We start from the raw sequence: 14,078 nt of genomic DNA, 5'->3' as shown, positions 1-14,078 counted from the left end.
CCCGCGCCGATCCGCGAACTCGCGGTGCGCGTGCGGTTTGCGGTTGCAGTCCCGGAACGGGTCCATTACCGTCGCAACCGTGCCAGAACTGATCCTTCCCACCGACCGGCTGGCCCGCTCGTTCGCGGAGGCGGTCCGCGAGTTCATCGCCGAAGGCCGCGGCGGACCTGACGACGGGAGCCTCCTGGGCGACCTCATCCAGCGGTTCGGCCCGCCCGACGACCCCTCGGTCTGGATCACCGGCGTCCTGGAGATGGAGCGCATGCTCACCGAGGACCCGCCCGCCTCCTTCGTGCCCTCCACCACCCACTGGTGGGTGGACGGCGACACCTGGCTGGGGCGCATCAACATCCGGCACCGCCTCAACGAGTACCTGCGCGACATCGGCGGCCACATCGGCTACGACGTGCGCCCCTCCGCGCGCCGACGCGGCCACGCCACCGCCATGCTCGCCGCCGCCCTGCCCGTCGCCGCGTCCTACGGCATCGAGAAGGCCCTCATCACCTGCGACGCCGACAACACCGCCTCCCGCAAGGTCATCGAGGCGAACGGCGGGGTACTCGAGGACCGCCGCGGCGACAAGCTGCGCTTCTGGGTGCCGACCGCGCCCGGGGCCGACTGAACGAGGGGGAACACCGTGGGGCTCGAACGCGTCGACTACGACCGCACCCAGCACGCCGGATACGCCAAGGGACGCAGGCTCCTGCCGTCCAGCCGCCGCAACTGGATGCGGGCCTTCCGCGACCTGGCCGGCGACCGCCGGATCTCCCGCATCGCCGACGTCGGCTCCGGCACCGGCCGGTTCGCGCCCGTCCTCGCCGACGCGTTCGGCGCCGAGGTCGTCGGCGTCGAGCCGTCCGCGCGGATGCGCGAGGTCGCCCACGTCGAGTCCTCGCACCCGCTCGTCACCTATGTCGAGGGCAGCGCCGAGGACCTGCCGCTCGACGACGCCGGCGTCGACCTGGCGCTCATGTTCCTGGTGTGGCACCACGTACCCGACCGGCCCGCCGCGGCCCGCGAGCTCGCCCGGGTCCTCGCGCCCGGCGCGCGGCTGCTCATCGCCACGACCCTCGCCGACCGCCTCAAGGACCTGCTGCTCTACCGGTACTTCCCGCGCAGCCGGGACATCGACATGGAACTGTTCCCGACGCTCGGCGAGACCGTCGGCGTCTTCGCCGCCGCCGGGTTCGCGCACGCCGGGCTCCTCGAGGTCCACCACCGCTCCGCCGACAGCCTCCGCGAGTACACCGAGCGCCAGCGCATGCGGGCCCTGTCGGTGTACGAGCACCTCACCGACGAGGAGTACCGGGACGGCCTGGCCGCCCTGGAGGCGGACGCCGCCGAGGAGACCGTGTCGCGGCCGGTCGAGGCCGAATGCGACCTGCTCGCGTTCACGCGCCTGTGAACGCCCTTTGGCCGCCCGAGTAGCGGGCGTCGCCCGGCCAGGTGGTCTCCGGGCCCCACGTCCTCGTCCGGCTCCCACACGTCCTCGCGGCCGCCGGCGCCATATGACACGTGCCATGTGACATATCACCGCCGGCGCACGGCGCGCATGCGCCTGCGGCAAGGTGCCTCAGCGGCTCTCGGGCGAGACCAGTCCGGTGTTGTAGGCGAAGATGACCGCCTGCACGCGGTCCCTGGCCCCGATCTTGGCGAGGATGCGCCCCACGTGCGTCTTCACGGTCGACTCGGCGAGGTGGAACCGCTCGGCGATCTCGGTGTTGTTCCAGCCCTTGCCGATCGCGGTCAGGACCTCGCGCTCGCGCTCGGTGAGCACGTCGAGCTGGGCGTCGGCGCCCGCCTCGGCCTCGTCGCCGACCGGGAACTGGTCGGCGAACCGGTCCAGGAGCCGGCGCGTGAGCTTCGGGGCCACCACGGCGTCCCCGGCCGCGACCACGCGGATGCCCGCCAGCAGCTCCTCGGGCTGGGCGTCCTTGACCAGGAACCCGCTCGCGCCCGCCCGCAGCGCCGCGTACGCGTACTCGTCGAGGTCGAACGTCGTCAGGACCAGGACCCGGCTGCGCCCGCCCGCGGCGATGATCCGCCGGGTCGCCTCGATGCCGTCGACACCGGGCATGCGCACGTCCATGAGGACCACGTCCGGGCCCAGCTCGGTCGCACGGCGCACCGCGTCCGCCCCGTTCTCGGCCTCGCCGAGCACCACCAGGTCCGGCTGGCTCTCCACGAGCATCCGGAACCCCATGCGCTGCAGAGGGTGGTCGTCAACGATGAGCAGCGTGGTCACCGGCGTTCCTTCCCGTTCTCGGGCATCCACAAGGCGACGCGCCATCCGCCGCGCGCCTCGGGCCCGGCCACCATTGTGCCGCCGAACGCCGCCGCCCGCTCCGCCAGCCCCGCCAGACCGCGCGCGGTCCCGGCCTGGTCGACCCGGTCGCCGGAGTTCGACACCGTCAACGACAGACCCGAGTCCTGGTACTCCAGGGACACCTCGGCCCGCCTCGGCCCGGTCGCGTGCTTGAGGACGTTCGTCAGCGACTCCTGCACCGTCCGGTACACCGCGAGCTGCTGGTTCTCCGTCAGCTCCCACGGATCGCCCGAGACCCGCAGCGTCACCGGCAGCCCCGCCTCCCGGACCCGCTCGATCAGCGCGTCCATGTCGGACAGGCCCGGCTGGGGTGCGAGCTCGATCTCCGCGGGGTCCTCGGCCTTGAGCACCGACAGGACCCGCCGCAGCTCGCCCAGCGCCTCCCGGCTCGTCCGCCCGATCGCCTCCAGGGCCTCCTTCGCCTTGTCCGGCGAGGCCGCGGCCGCGTACGAGCCGCCGTCGGCGAGCGCGTTGATCACCGCCAGGTTGTGCCCGATGATGTCGTGCATCTCCCGCGCGATCCGGTTGCGCTCCTCGGCGACCGCCTCCCGGGTCGCCTGGTCGCGCTGGGTGCTCTGGAAGTCCCGGCGGGTCCGCACGAGCATCCCGATCGCCACGATGAATCCGAAGTAGACCGCCGTCGGCACGAAGTACCCCAGGAAGCTCCCGACCGAGAACGGATGGTTCACCGCCCAGTCGATCAAGGTCGGCACCAGCGACACCAGCGCCGCCCACCACAGGAGCCTGAGCGGGCGCCGCAGCACCACGTTGTACAGCACCACCGTGAACGACAGGGCCGCCGCGCCGTCCACGACTCCCGACCCGTTCCCGGTGAGCGCCAGCGGGACCGTGATCGCCGCCGGCGCCAGCTGGCTCACCAGCACCGAGAACGGGTACCGCCGCCGCCAGATCGTCGGCACCAGGAACAGCGCCGCCGCCGCGGCCTGCGCCCACGGATGCCGGAACTCGACCTCGCCGATCGCCGCCCCGATCACACCGAGGCACCCGAAGAACAGGTACAGCAAGATCGGGAACAGGTTCCAAAGCAGCGGGTGCCGTGAGTCGAACTCCGACACCCGCTGCCACAGCCCGCGCTTGCGGGTCGCGTTCACGGTCTGCGCCACGACGCCGTTCTCACCACGCCGACGATTGTCACACGTCCCGGCGCTTCAGCAGGACGGCCGCCAGACCGTAGGCCACGACGAGCCAGACGCCCATCCACAGCCACGACTCGCCGACGCCGAGCGTCCCCTGCGAGGTGTCGACCAGGAGCAGCGTGTTCGGGACGTTCCCGGGCGCGTACGGGGTCACGTCGGACACCCAGTTCCACGGCAGCAGCGTCGCCAGCTCCGGCAGGATCATGATCACGCCGATGTAGAACCCGATCGAACCCGCCGAGTTCCGCAGGATCGCGCCGATCGCGATCGCCAGCAGCGCCAGGTAGACGATCATCGCCACGTACCCGAGCAGCGCTCCGAGGACCCCGTCGTCGCCGACGGAGATCCCGCCCAGCGCGGTGCCGTCGAACAGCGCCTGCGACAGGAAGAACGTCGCGAACACCATGACGGTGAAGAGCGCGGCCACGACCGCGCCGTACACGGCGGCCTTGGACCACAGCACGCTCAGGCGCCGCGGCGCCGCCGACATCGTCGAGCGGATCGAACCGGTCGAGTACTCGCCGGTGACCGTCAGGATGCCCAGCACGGCGATGAACACCGAGCTCAGCGACACGCCGGCCATGGCGAACCCGAGCGACATGTCCGCGCCCGAGAACCCCTGGTCCGTCGGGACGGACCCCGAGATCAGCGCGCCGAGGCCGCCCGCGAACACGACCGCGCACAGCAGCACGATCCAGGTGGACCGCAGCGACCACAGCTTCGTCCACTCCGAGCGCAGCAGCCCCGCCCCGGTCAGTCGGTACTCGCCCTTCGGCGCGTACGCCGGGCGGTCGGTCATCGCAGCGGCGGTCATCACTTCGCCCCTTCCAGAGTGTTTCGGTACTCGACCGCGTCCGCGGTCAACTGCATGAACGCGTCCTCGAGGGAGCCGCGGTCGGTCCGCAGCTCGTGCAGGACCAGGCCGTGCGCGGCGGCCGTCTGGCCCACCACCGCGGCCTCGGTGCCGCTCACCTCCAGCACGCCCCGCTCCGGGCTCGCGATCGAGACGCCCGGGCCGGCCAGGTGCTCGGCCAGCCGCGCCGCATCCGGCGAGACCACCCGCACCCGCGACTGCCCGCTGCCCGACACGAAGTCGTCGACCGTGGTGTCGGCCAGCAGCCGGCCCTGCCCGATCACGATCAGGTGCTCGGCGGTCTGCGCCAGCTCGCTCATCAGGTGCGAGGACAGGAACACCGTCCGGCCCTCCGCGGCCAGGCCCTTGAGCAGCAGCCGGATCCACTTCACACCGTCCGGGTCCAGGCCGTTCACCGGCTCGTCCAGGATCAGCACCGCCGGGTCGCCCAGCAGCGCCACCGCGATGCCCAGGCGCTGGCCCATGCCGAGGCTGAACCCGCCCACGCGCTTCCCGGCGACCTCGTGCAGGCCGACGAGGTCGATGACCTCGTGGACGCGCCGGGTCGGGATGCCGTGGGTGCGGGCGAGCGCCAGCAGGTGCTTGTACGCGCTGCGCCCGGCGTGCACCGACTTGGCCTCCAGGAGCGCGCCGACCTCGGTCAGCGGCGACCGGAACTCCGAGTAGTGCTTGCCGTTGACGCGGGCGAGGCCGGCGGTCGGCGCGTCCAGTCCCACGATGGCGCGGATCGTGGTGGACTTCCCGGCGCCGTTCGGCCCCAGGAACCCCGTCACGACGCCGGGTTTGACGGCGAACGTCAGATCGTCCACGGCGGTCTTCTTGCCGTAGCGCTTCGTCAAGTGCTCGATCTCGATCATGCCCACGACGCTACGGCGCGCCGGGCGGCGCTCCATCCGTTTCGAGAGCGATCTTCCGGGACGCGAGTGGTACCCCGGTACTACGACTCGAGCAGCGGTCCGCGCCGCCGCGGCTCCTCCTCGCGGCCGGTCGGCCGGCCCCCGCGCGAGCCGGTCACTTCGCCTGCGCGTAGCTGTCGACCACCTTGGGACGCAGGGGGATCCGCACCGGCATCGCACCGAACAGCGTCCGGGTCGCCTCCGCGGCGGCACGCTCGATCACCGCCGACACCTCCGCCGCACGCTCGGCCGGGCAGTGGACCATCACCTCGTCGTGCAGGAAGAACACCAACTCGCCCAGGCCGTGCACGTGCAGCTCGCGCCGGATCAGCGCCAGCAGCACCAGCGCCCACTCCGCGGCCGTCCCCTGCACGATGAAGTTCCTGGTGAACCGGCCCCGGCTCGCCGCCGCCTTCGTGCCGTCCTCGGAACTGAGCTTGCGCCACCACCGCTCGCTCGGCGCCGGCACCGTCCGCCCCAGCCAGGTCCGCACCAGGCCGCCCTTCTCGCCGATCCGCGCGGCCGACTCGACCCGCTCGAACGCGTCCGGGAACCGGTCCCGCATGAGCTGCACCAGCTGCCGCGCATCCCCGGCCGTGCCCCCGTACATCGCCGAGATCAGCGCGATCTTCGCCTTCCCGCGCTCGCCGCCCAGGCTCGGCGCCAACTCCGTGTACAGGTCGTCCGCCGCCGTCGCCGCGATCATCGCCCGGTCGCCGCTGATCGCCGCCAGCAGCCGCGGCTCCAACTGGGCCGCGTCGGCCGCGACCAGCTTCCAGCCCCGGTCGGCCCGGATCGCCTCCCGCACCGAATGGGGGAGCTGCAGCGCCCCGCCGCCGTCGGTGCCCCACCGGCCCGTGTCGGCCCCGCCGACGATGTACACCGGCCGGAACCGGCTCGCCGTCCGCCCGTCCCGCTCCACGTCGTGCACCCACGCGTCGGCCCAGTTCCAGCCGAACGCGCTCCACACGCGCGCATGCTCCCGGTACACCTTCAGCGCCTCCACCGCCGGATGGTCCACCGAATGGAGCTCCCACGCGTGCGTGGTCTTCACATCGACCCCGGCGGCATGGAACGCGGCCAGGACCTGCTTCGTCGAATCCGGGTTCAACTGGTGCCCGAACGCCTCCGCGACCCGGTCGGCCAGCGCCTGGAGCTTGCGCGGCCGCATCCCCTTGGACGGGCGCGGCCCCAGCAGGTCCCGCAGCAGCCGGTCGTGGACCTCCCGGTCGAACGGCACGCCCGTGCGGCCCATCTCGGCCGCGACCAGCGCCCCCGCCGACTCCGCGGCCAGCAGCGCCCCCAGGCCCGGGATCGCCGCGTTCGCCGTCCGCCGCCGCTGGTCCAGCCACGCCGCCTGCAGCCGCGTCAGCTCGGCCGGCCCGTCCACCGGCCCCGGCTCGCGCTCGAACAGCGTCCCCGCGTCAGGATCCGACTCGACCACGTACGCCGGCGGCTCGTGCGCCTCGACCCGCGACAGGATCCGCTCGGCCAACCGCAGGTCGCGCACCCGGTCCAGCCGCGCCCCCGCCGCCATCAGCGGCGGGTAGTCCCGGGCCGCGTCCGCCACCACCCACCGCGGCGGCTCCTCGGCCTCGGCCTTGCGCACCGCGGCCGCCAGATCCGGGTGGCGGGTCACCGCGCCGCCGGGCAGGGGCATCGTCCAGCCCTCCCCGGCCCTCCCGTGCACCAGAGCGACCTCCACGACACCAGTGGAGCACACCCCACCGACAATCCGGCCCCGCGCGCACTGGAGAGGCTACGGAGAGTAGTTCGGGGATTGTAGACATATTCCTCGGGCCTATGGGTACACGGACCGCATGGCACTGATTCTCTGGATCCTTGCGGTCCTTCTCGTGGTTTACGGTATCTACATGATCTTCCGAGGCCAGGTACTCCTCGGGATCGTGGTCATCATCGTCGGCCTGCTCGTCGGGCCCGGCGGGGTGAGCGTCTTCACCTAGAAAGGCCGCACCGCACGCGCCCGGCGGGCGCGCGGTCGCGGCCCCGACAGGACCGATGCCCGGTCCGCGAGTGCGGACCGGGCTCCAGCGCGCCCTCAAGCCGACTCGCGCACCACCAGCTCGGTCGGCAGGATCGTCATCGGCGCCACCTCGGACCCCTCCAGGACCCGCAGCATCGTCCGCGCCATGGTCCGGCCGATCTCCGCGATCGGCTGCCGCACCGTCGTCAGCGGCGGATCCGAGTACGACGCCAGAGCGATGTCGTCGAACCCCACCACCGCCACGTCCTCGGGGACCCGCCGCCCCGCGTCCCGCAGCGCCTGGAGCGCCCCGTGCGCCATCAGGTCCGAGGCGACGAACACCGCGTCCAGCTCCGGCTCGTCCGCCAGAAGCTGCCGCATCGCGGTCTGCCCCGATTCGGCCGTGAAGTCCCCGACCGCCACGATCGCCCGCCGGTCGGCGGCCGCGAGCGCCTCCCGGTAGCCGTCCAGCCGGGCCCGGCCCGCGACCATGTCCAGCGGCCCCGCGATCGTCGCGATCCGCCGCCGGCCCTGCGCGACCAGGTACTCCACCGCCGCCCGCACGCCGCCTTCATGGTCGACGTCGATGCACGGCGCCTCGAGCTGCGGCAGCCCGTTGCACACCACCGGGACGCCGCGGCGGATCATCAGCTCCGGCAGCAGGTCCGCGTCGTGCAGCGACGCGAACATGACGCCGTCGACGTGGCCGCCGACCGCGTACCGCTCGGCGCGCTGGCGCGCCTCCGGGGACCCGGTGGTCATGAGGACCAGGAGCTTCCCGGCCGCGTCGAGCTCGGTCGCGACCCCGCGGATGACGCTGGGGAAGAACTGGTCGTCGGAGAACACCCGGTTCGGGGACTCCGGCAGGATGAGCGCCACCGAGTCGGTCCGGTGCGTCACCAGGGACCGCGCGGCGGCGTGGGGGACGTACCCGAGCTCGGCGGCGGCGGCCTCGACCGCCCGCCGCAGCTCCTCGTTGACCGTGGTCTGGCCGTTCACCACGCGGGAGACGGTCGCGCGCGACACTCCCGCCCGTTCGGCGACCTCCTCCAGGGTCGGCCGGCCCTGGCGCGGGCTCCGCACCGGTCCCGCTTCCGCACGCCGCATCGCGTCCGCCTCCGTCTCCGTGTCAGCCTTTGACCGCGCCCTGCATGATCCCGCTGATCATGTACTTGCCCAAGAGCGCGAACACCGCCAGCAGTGGAAGCGTAGCCAGCATCGTCCCGGTCAGGACCAGCGACTGGTCGGTCACGTACCCGCCCGAGAGGGTCGACAGGGCCACCTGCACGGTCTGGTTCTCGGGGCTGGAGAGGACGATGAGCGGCCAGAAGTAGTCGTTCCACGCGGTCAGGAACGTAAGCACGCCGAGGACGACCGCGGCCGGCCGGGCCGCGGGCATGACGATCTGCCAGAAGATCCGGAACGTCGAGGCCCCGTCCATCCGGGCCGACTCGATGAGCGAGCCGGGGAGCGCCCCGCGCAGGTACTGGGTCATGAAGAACACGCCGAACGCGTTCACCAGGCCCGGCGCGATGACGGCCCACAGCGTGTCCGTCCACTCCAGCTCGACCATGAGCATGAACAGGGGGATGACGCCGAGCTGCACGGGCACCATCATGGTCGCCACGACCGACACCAGGAGCACCTTGGCGCCCTTGAACTCCAGTTTCGCGAACGCGAAACCGGCGAGCGTGGAGAAGAACACGACCGAGGCGGTCACGGTGCCGCTGACGATCACCGAGTTCACCAGGGCCGTCCCGAACGGGACGGTGGCGAAGACCCGCTCGACGTTCTCGACGAGGTTCGCGCCCGGCAGCACCGGGGGAGGGACGGTCGCGAGCGCCGAGTTGTCCCGGGAGGCGACGACGAAGCTGTAGTAGAGCGGGAACCCGGAGAAGAACAGGACCGCCACCAGGGTCAGGTAGGCGAGGCGGCCGGGCTGCTCGCGGAGGGCGCGCAGGCGCGCCCGGGCCCGGCGGCCGGGCCGGCCCGGCAAGGCTGTGCGGACCGGCCGCCGGGAGTCGGTGGAGCCGCGGCCGTCGGCGGCGCGGCCGCCGGGGGAGCTGTCGGCGGAGAGGTCGACGAGGTCGGATGCGGTCACGAGGCGCTCCTGATGCGGCGGATGAACAGGTAGTTGAGGAGGGCGACGAGGACGATGACGGCGAACATCGTCCAGGCCACGGCCGAGGCGTAGCCGAACTCGAAGCCGCGGTTGAAGCCGTGCTCGTACAGGTAGAGCGTGAGCGTCTGGAACTGGCGGGAGGCGCCGCCGGTGACGCCGTTCTGCCCGCCGCCGCCGAAGAGCTGCGGCTCGGCGAAGATCTGGAGGCCGTAGATCGTCGAGACGATCACGGTGAAGACGATGGTCGGGCGGATCATCGGCACGGTCACGTGGAAGAGCTGCTGCATGCGCGAGGCGCCGTCGAGGTGGGCGGCCTCGTACACCTCCCTCGGGACGGCCTGCATCGCCGCGAGGTAGATGAGGGCGTTGTAGCCGGTCCACTTCCACGCGACCATGACCGCGATGGCGACATGTGACGTGGCACTGCCGGCCTGCCAGTCGATGCGGCCCGCGCCGAGGGACTCCAGAACCCAGTTGATGAGCCCGAAGTCGCGGCCGAAGAGCTGGCTGAAGATGACCGCGACCGCCACCACGGAGGCGACGTTCGGCAGGAGCATCCCCATGCGCCAGAACGTCTGCGCGCGCAGCCGCATCGTGAGCAGGTGCGCCAGCAGCAGGGCGGCGAAGAGCTGCGGGACCGTGGCGAGCACCAGGATCGACATGGTGTTCCCCAGGGCGTTCCAGAAGTACGGGTCGCTCAGCAGCGTCTCGTAGTTCCCCAGGCCGATGAAGGCGTGCTCGTCGGAGAGCAGGCTCCACTCGTGGGTCGAGACCCACGCGGTGAACGCGAGCGGGAAGAGCCCGAACACGGCGAACAGCACGAAGAACGGGGCGATGTACAGGTACGGGGAGGCTTTCAGGTCCAGGCGGTAGCGCAGGAGGCCCGTGGGGCCGCCTCGCGTGCCGGTCCCTTTGGCGGCGATGGTCATCGGGTCGCTTTCACGGTCGGAGGGAGCAGGGGAGGGGCGGTGGGGTGGGGCAGTGGGAAGAGGCACGGTCGCGGGGGGACGCGGGGCGGATGGGGCGGCGGGCCCTTGGGCCCGCCGCCCCGCTCTGGGGCTAGAACGATTCGAGGTCCGAGAGGACCTGGCTCCACGCCTCTTCCGGCGTCTGGCTGCCGTCCTCGATGCGGCCGAGGCCCTGGCCGATGGTGGCGAGCACGTCGCCCTGGAGCGGGCCCTGGTACTGCGGCTGCACGGCCTGCGCCGCGGCGGTGAAGATCTCGCCGACCGGGGCGTCGTTGAAGTACGGCTTGGTCAGGCCGGTGAGCGCCGGGTCCTCGTACAGCTCCGGAGTGGACGGGAAGTTCCCGGTCGCCTCGAACACCTTGAGCTGCTGCTCGGGGGCGGTGAGCCATTCGATGAACGCGTACGCCTCTTCGGCGTGCTCGCCCTGCGCGGGCAGCACCAGGTGCGAGCCGCCCATGTTGCCGGCGCCGCCGGGGACGGTGGCGATGTCCCACAGCCCGGTCGCGTCGGGGGCGTTCGTCTCGATGTAGGAGGTCATCCACGCGGGGCAGATGATCGTGGCGAAGGTGCCCTCGTTGAACCCGGCGTTCCACTCCGGGGTCCAGGCCGCGAGCCGGTTCGACATGCCGGCCTCGATCGCGCGGACGGTGAGGTCCCACGCCTCGCCGATCGCCGGGTTCGACTCGACGATGAGGTTGTCCTCGCGGTCGTACACGCCTTCCTCGGCCTGTTCGACCATGGCGCGGAACATGTTCCCGGAGGATTCGAAGAAGTACCCGCCGGTGTCGGCGGTGTACTGCTCGCCGACCGCGACGTAGTCCTCCCACGACTGCGCCCACAGCGCCGACACCTGGTCGCGCTCGACGGGGAGGCCGGCGGCCTCGAACAGGTCGCGGCGGTAGCACATGGCCATGCCGCCGACGTCGGTGCCGAGGCCGATGAGCGACTCGCCGTCGGCCGACAGCGCCTGCTGCCACTTCCAGTCGAGCCACTGCCCTTCGAGCTCGTCGGCGCCGAGGTCGAGGAGGTTGTGGAACCGGTCGGGCTGGGCGGTGTACTGCGAGATGTAGCCGACCTCGACCGCTTCGATGTCGGCCGCGCCGGAGCCGGTGGCCAGGTGCGTGGTCAGGTTCGTGTGGTGGTCGGCGAACTCGGAGATGCGCTCCTCGAACTCGATGTCGGGGTGGAGCTTCGTGTACTCCTCGTAGAGCGGGCCGAAGCCGAAGTCGCCGAACAGGCCCACGCTCAAGGTGATCTTGCCGTCGTCCTCGCCGCCGGAGCAGGCGGTGAGCCCGCCCGCGGTGACGAGGGCCGCGGCGAGGGCGGCCGCGGCGCGGATCGGTCTGGTTGTCTTCACTGGTACTCCACTGTCGTTCTGGACTCGGATGAGGGATTCACGCTCGCGCGCGATGAGAGAGCGCTCTCTGGCGGCGAGGATTCGCCGCCGTCGGATTCGCCCTCTCAAGCAATGTGTGACATGTGATGTGCCACTGCCCGGGCCGTGCGGACGGGTCGCGTTTGCCGCGGCCCGCCCGCACACCGGGGGGTCAGCGCCGGAAGTGGAACTGGTCCACGGACACGAAGTCCTGGGGCTGGCCGGAGGTGAACGTCAGGTACACGTCGTGGACGCCGGTCACCGCCGACACGTTCCCCGGCACGTCCCGCCACGAGGTCCAGCCGCCGGTGTTCGCCACGGCGAACGTCCCGATCGGGGCGGCCGTGCGCGAGTCGATCCGGACTTCGACGAGGCCGCTCACCCCGCCCGCGGCGCCCGAGGCCACGCGGGCGGTGAAGTCGAGCGGGCTCGAGGACCCGAAGTCGACGTCGTCGTAGCGGACCCAGTCGCCGTTGCCGAGCGGCCCGATGGCCCCGCCGGCGGCCGGCAGGCCGGTCGACGACCCGTTGAAGGAGGTCGCCTCGATCGCGGCGTAGGCGTCGCGGTTCCCGCCTCCGCCGGGCGTCGTGGTCGGCTCGCCGGTCGGCTCGCCCGAGCCGCCCGCGGTGTAGACCCGCACGTAGTCCACCAGCAGCGAGGCGCCCGGCTGGGTCGCCGCGGTCGGCGTCGCGTGCCCGGCGACCCCGTCGGGGAAGGCCCCGCCCATCGCCAGGTTCAGGAGGATGAAGTACCCGGCGTGGTCGGTCATCTGCGCCCACGTGTCCGCGGGCAGGGCGCTCTCGTTCACCGTGTGGAAGAGCTGCCCGTCGGCGTACCAGCGGAGCTGGCCCGACGGCCCGGAGTCGTCCCATTCGAACGCGTACGTGTGGAAGCCGTTGTGGCACGACCCGCCGCACTGGGTGGTCCCGCCGAGGCCGTTGAACTCGTTGCAGGGCCCGCCGGGGGCGACGCCGCAGTGCAGGACGCCGTGGACGGTGCCCTGCCCGTTGACGTTCTCCATGACGTCGAACTCGCCGATGCCCGGCCAGTTCCAGTAGTTCCCGCGGAACGGCGACCCGAGGGCCCAGAACGCGGGCCAGTAGCCGAGCGCGGCGTCACCGGTGACCTGCGGGAGCTGGAGGCGTCCTTCGATCCGCAGGGTGCCGCCGGCCGGGGCCTTGAAGTCGGCGCGGGCGGTCTCGATCCGCGCCGAGGTCCACGCGCCCGAGCCGTCGCGCAGCGCGGTGATCTTGAGGTTCCCGGAGCCGTCCATGGAGACGTTCGCCGGATTGTTCGTGTGGTAGGCGATCTCGCCGGTGCCCCAGTTCGCGGGCCCGCCGGGGTAGGAGTTGCCGATGTCGAACTGCCAGTTCGCGGTCGAGGGAAGCTGGCCCGCGGACCCGTTGAACTCGTCGGACCAGACGAGGTTCCAGGCCTGCGCGGCCTCGGCGTCCTGGGTCTGGGCGCCGGCGGTCGCGATGGCGAGGCCGACGCTCGCGATGAGTGCGGCGCCGGCGGTCACGGCGGCGATCGCGCGGGCGAGCCGCCGCCTGGTTCTCGTGCGTACGGAGGTCTGAACGTCTGCCATGACGGCTCCTTTGCCGGGGAGGAGAGATCGCTCTCTCCATGCTGATCTGCAAACAGATCATGGTGAGAGAGCGCTCTCTCATTTGGTCCAGGACTCATTCGTACCCGAGTGGATAGGGACATGTCAATGGCTCGTGACCGAACCGTTATCGACGGCGGCCCTCCGCCGCGAAGGGAGCCGTTGCGGCTCAGCGGAACCCGACCCAGGAGGCACTCCGGGTGCGAACGTTCACCGCCGGGTCCGCGCCCGGCGCCCGGTCAGCGGGAGCCGTCCTCGCCGTCGGTCTGCGGCGGCCGCTGCGCGTCTTCGGCCCGGCGCCGCAGCTCGCCCATGCGGGCCTGCCGCTCCTCCCGGAGCCGCTCCAGCCGCTGCTGGCGCTCGGCGCGCTCCCCGGGCGACTCGGTCCCGCCGAGGATCCGCTTGTCCAGCCACTCCAGGTGCTCGGCGTGCGCGGCCGCGTTGATCGCCCGCACGTCCTGGTAGGCGCCCCGCAGCGCCTCCATCCGCTTGAGCGCGTCATGGCACTGCGCCACGAGGATCTCGATGTCGGCGTGCTCGGCCTCGTTCGCATCCGCCCGCCGCGCCTCCAGCCAGGCGATCCCCTCCCGGAGCCGCTCGCGCGCCTTCAGGTTGTGCACCGCCAGGTCCTCCATGAGCCGGTCGCTCATCTCGAGGAAGCCCAGGTGCGGGTCGGTGCGGTCGTCGGTGCCCATGGGGGCCGTCCTTCCAGGAGGAGGTGCCTCTTCCCCCTCTACCATATGCCCGCCGCTACGATCATCCTTCACCGC

At 71.9% G+C, this 14,078-nt stretch carries 14 protein-coding genes; 3 read left to right on the top strand and 11 right to left on the bottom strand.

Annotated elements, in window-relative coordinates; genetic code table 11:
- Positions 1-79: 79 nt before the first annotated feature.
- Entirely contained in the window at positions 80-622 is a 543-nt protein-coding gene (locus GFD30_RS01090) for a GNAT family N-acetyltransferase (protein WP_322632808.1), read from the top strand.
- A gap of 15 nt (positions 623-637) precedes the next feature.
- A complete protein-coding gene (locus GFD30_RS01085; protein WP_153023360.1) occupies positions 638-1,405 on the top strand; it encodes a class I SAM-dependent methyltransferase in 768 nt (255 codons plus the stop codon).
- A gap of 168 nt (positions 1,406-1,573) precedes the next feature.
- Here the strand turns inward: GFD30_RS01085 and GFD30_RS01080 are convergent, their stop codons facing one another.
- The 5 genes from GFD30_RS01080 to GFD30_RS01060 form a co-directional block, all read right to left on the bottom strand.
- The gene (locus tag GFD30_RS01080) at positions 1,574-2,245 is read right to left on the bottom strand and encodes a response regulator transcription factor (protein WP_322632807.1); all 672 of its coding nucleotides are present in this window, start codon (positions 2,243-2,245) and stop codon (positions 1,574-1,576) included.
- Complete coding sequence (locus GFD30_RS27715) at positions 2,242-3,450, bottom strand: sensor histidine kinase (protein WP_153023358.1); 1,209 nt, start codon at positions 3,448-3,450, stop codon at positions 2,242-2,244. The genes GFD30_RS01080 and GFD30_RS27715 overlap by 4 nt, the downstream gene beginning before the upstream one ends.
- A 28-nt stretch (positions 3,451-3,478) precedes the next feature.
- On the bottom strand, positions 3,479-4,297 hold the full coding sequence (locus tag GFD30_RS01070; RefSeq protein WP_153023357.1) for an ABC transporter permease: 819 nt from the start codon (positions 4,295-4,297) through the stop codon (positions 3,479-3,481).
- Entirely contained in the window at positions 4,297-5,214 is a 918-nt protein-coding gene (locus GFD30_RS01065) for an ATP-binding cassette domain-containing protein (RefSeq protein ID WP_153023356.1), read from the bottom strand. Before GFD30_RS01065 ends, GFD30_RS01070 begins: the two co-directional genes overlap by 1 nt.
- A 154-nt stretch (positions 5,215-5,368) precedes the next feature.
- A complete protein-coding gene (locus tag GFD30_RS01060; protein ID WP_322632806.1) occupies positions 5,369-6,958 on the bottom strand; it encodes a bifunctional 3'-5' exonuclease/DNA polymerase in 1,590 nt (529 codons plus the stop codon).
- A gap of 115 nt (positions 6,959-7,073) precedes the next feature.
- Here GFD30_RS01060 and GFD30_RS26570 point away from each other — a divergent pair, with 115 nt between their 5' ends.
- Complete coding sequence (locus tag GFD30_RS26570; RefSeq protein ID WP_176953224.1) at positions 7,074-7,217, top strand: GPGG-motif small membrane protein; 144 nt, start codon at positions 7,074-7,076, stop codon at positions 7,215-7,217.
- 95 nt (positions 7,218-7,312) lie between these two features.
- Here the strand turns inward: GFD30_RS26570 and GFD30_RS01055 are convergent, their stop codons facing one another.
- From GFD30_RS01055 to GFD30_RS01030, 6 genes are all read right to left on the bottom strand, one after another.
- A complete protein-coding gene (locus GFD30_RS01055; RefSeq protein WP_153023355.1) occupies positions 7,313-8,344 on the bottom strand; it encodes a LacI family DNA-binding transcriptional regulator in 1,032 nt (343 codons plus the stop codon).
- 22 nt (positions 8,345-8,366) lie between these two features.
- Positions 8,367-9,197: a carbohydrate ABC transporter permease gene (locus GFD30_RS01050; protein WP_153023495.1), complete on the bottom strand. Its 831-nt coding sequence runs from the start codon at positions 9,195-9,197 to the stop codon at positions 8,367-8,369.
- A 137-nt stretch (positions 9,198-9,334) separates the two neighbouring features.
- Positions 9,335-10,288: a carbohydrate ABC transporter permease gene (locus GFD30_RS01045; RefSeq protein WP_153023354.1), complete on the bottom strand. Its 954-nt coding sequence runs from the start codon at positions 10,286-10,288 to the stop codon at positions 9,335-9,337.
- 130 nt (positions 10,289-10,418) lie between these two features.
- Entirely contained in the window at positions 10,419-11,684 is a 1,266-nt protein-coding gene (locus GFD30_RS01040) for an ABC transporter substrate-binding protein (protein WP_322632804.1), read from the bottom strand.
- A 190-nt stretch (positions 11,685-11,874) separates the two neighbouring features.
- Positions 11,875-13,290 carry a glycoside hydrolase family 16 protein gene (locus GFD30_RS01035; RefSeq protein WP_153023352.1) on the bottom strand — a complete coding sequence of 472 codons (1,416 nt, stop codon included), beginning with the start codon at positions 13,288-13,290 and terminating at the stop codon, positions 11,875-11,877.
- A 257-nt stretch (positions 13,291-13,547) separates the two neighbouring features.
- A complete protein-coding gene (locus GFD30_RS01030) occupies positions 13,548-14,003 on the bottom strand; it encodes a hypothetical protein (RefSeq protein WP_153023351.1) in 456 nt (151 codons plus the stop codon).
- Positions 14,004-14,078: the final 75 nt, after the last annotated feature.

It is taken from the genome of Glycomyces albidus, from assembly GCF_009451885.1.
In the GTDB taxonomy this organism is placed as follows: domain Bacteria; phylum Actinomycetota; class Actinomycetes; order Mycobacteriales; family Micromonosporaceae; genus Glycomyces; species Glycomyces albidus.
This window is presented reverse-complemented; position numbering and strand designations above follow the sequence as displayed.

Excerpts from the sequence above, each read along its gene's own strand:
- GFD30_RS01055 (WP_153023355.1), bottom strand. The coding sequence starts at position 8,344 with ATGCGGCGTGCGGAAGCGGGACCGGTGCGGAGCCCGCGCCAGGGCCGG.
- GFD30_RS26570 (WP_176953224.1), top strand. The coding sequence starts at position 7,074 with ATGGCACTGATTCTCTGGATCCTTGCGGTCCTTCTCGTGGTTTACGGT.
- GFD30_RS01045 (WP_153023354.1), bottom strand. The coding sequence starts at position 10,288 with ATGACCATCGCCGCCAAAGGGACCGGCACGCGAGGCGGCCCCACGGGC.
- GFD30_RS01070 (WP_153023357.1), bottom strand. The coding sequence starts at position 4,297 with ATGACCGCCGCTGCGATGACCGACCGCCCGGCGTACGCGCCGAAGGGC.
- GFD30_RS01065 (WP_153023356.1), bottom strand. The coding sequence starts at position 5,214 with ATGATCGAGATCGAGCACTTGACGAAGCGCTACGGCAAGAAGACCGCC.
- GFD30_RS01035 (WP_153023352.1), bottom strand. The coding sequence starts at position 13,290 with ATGGCAGACGTTCAGACCTCCGTACGCACGAGAACCAGGCGGCGGCTC.
- GFD30_RS01030 (WP_153023351.1), bottom strand. The coding sequence starts at position 14,003 with ATGGGCACCGACGACCGCACCGACCCGCACCTGGGCTTCCTCGAGATG.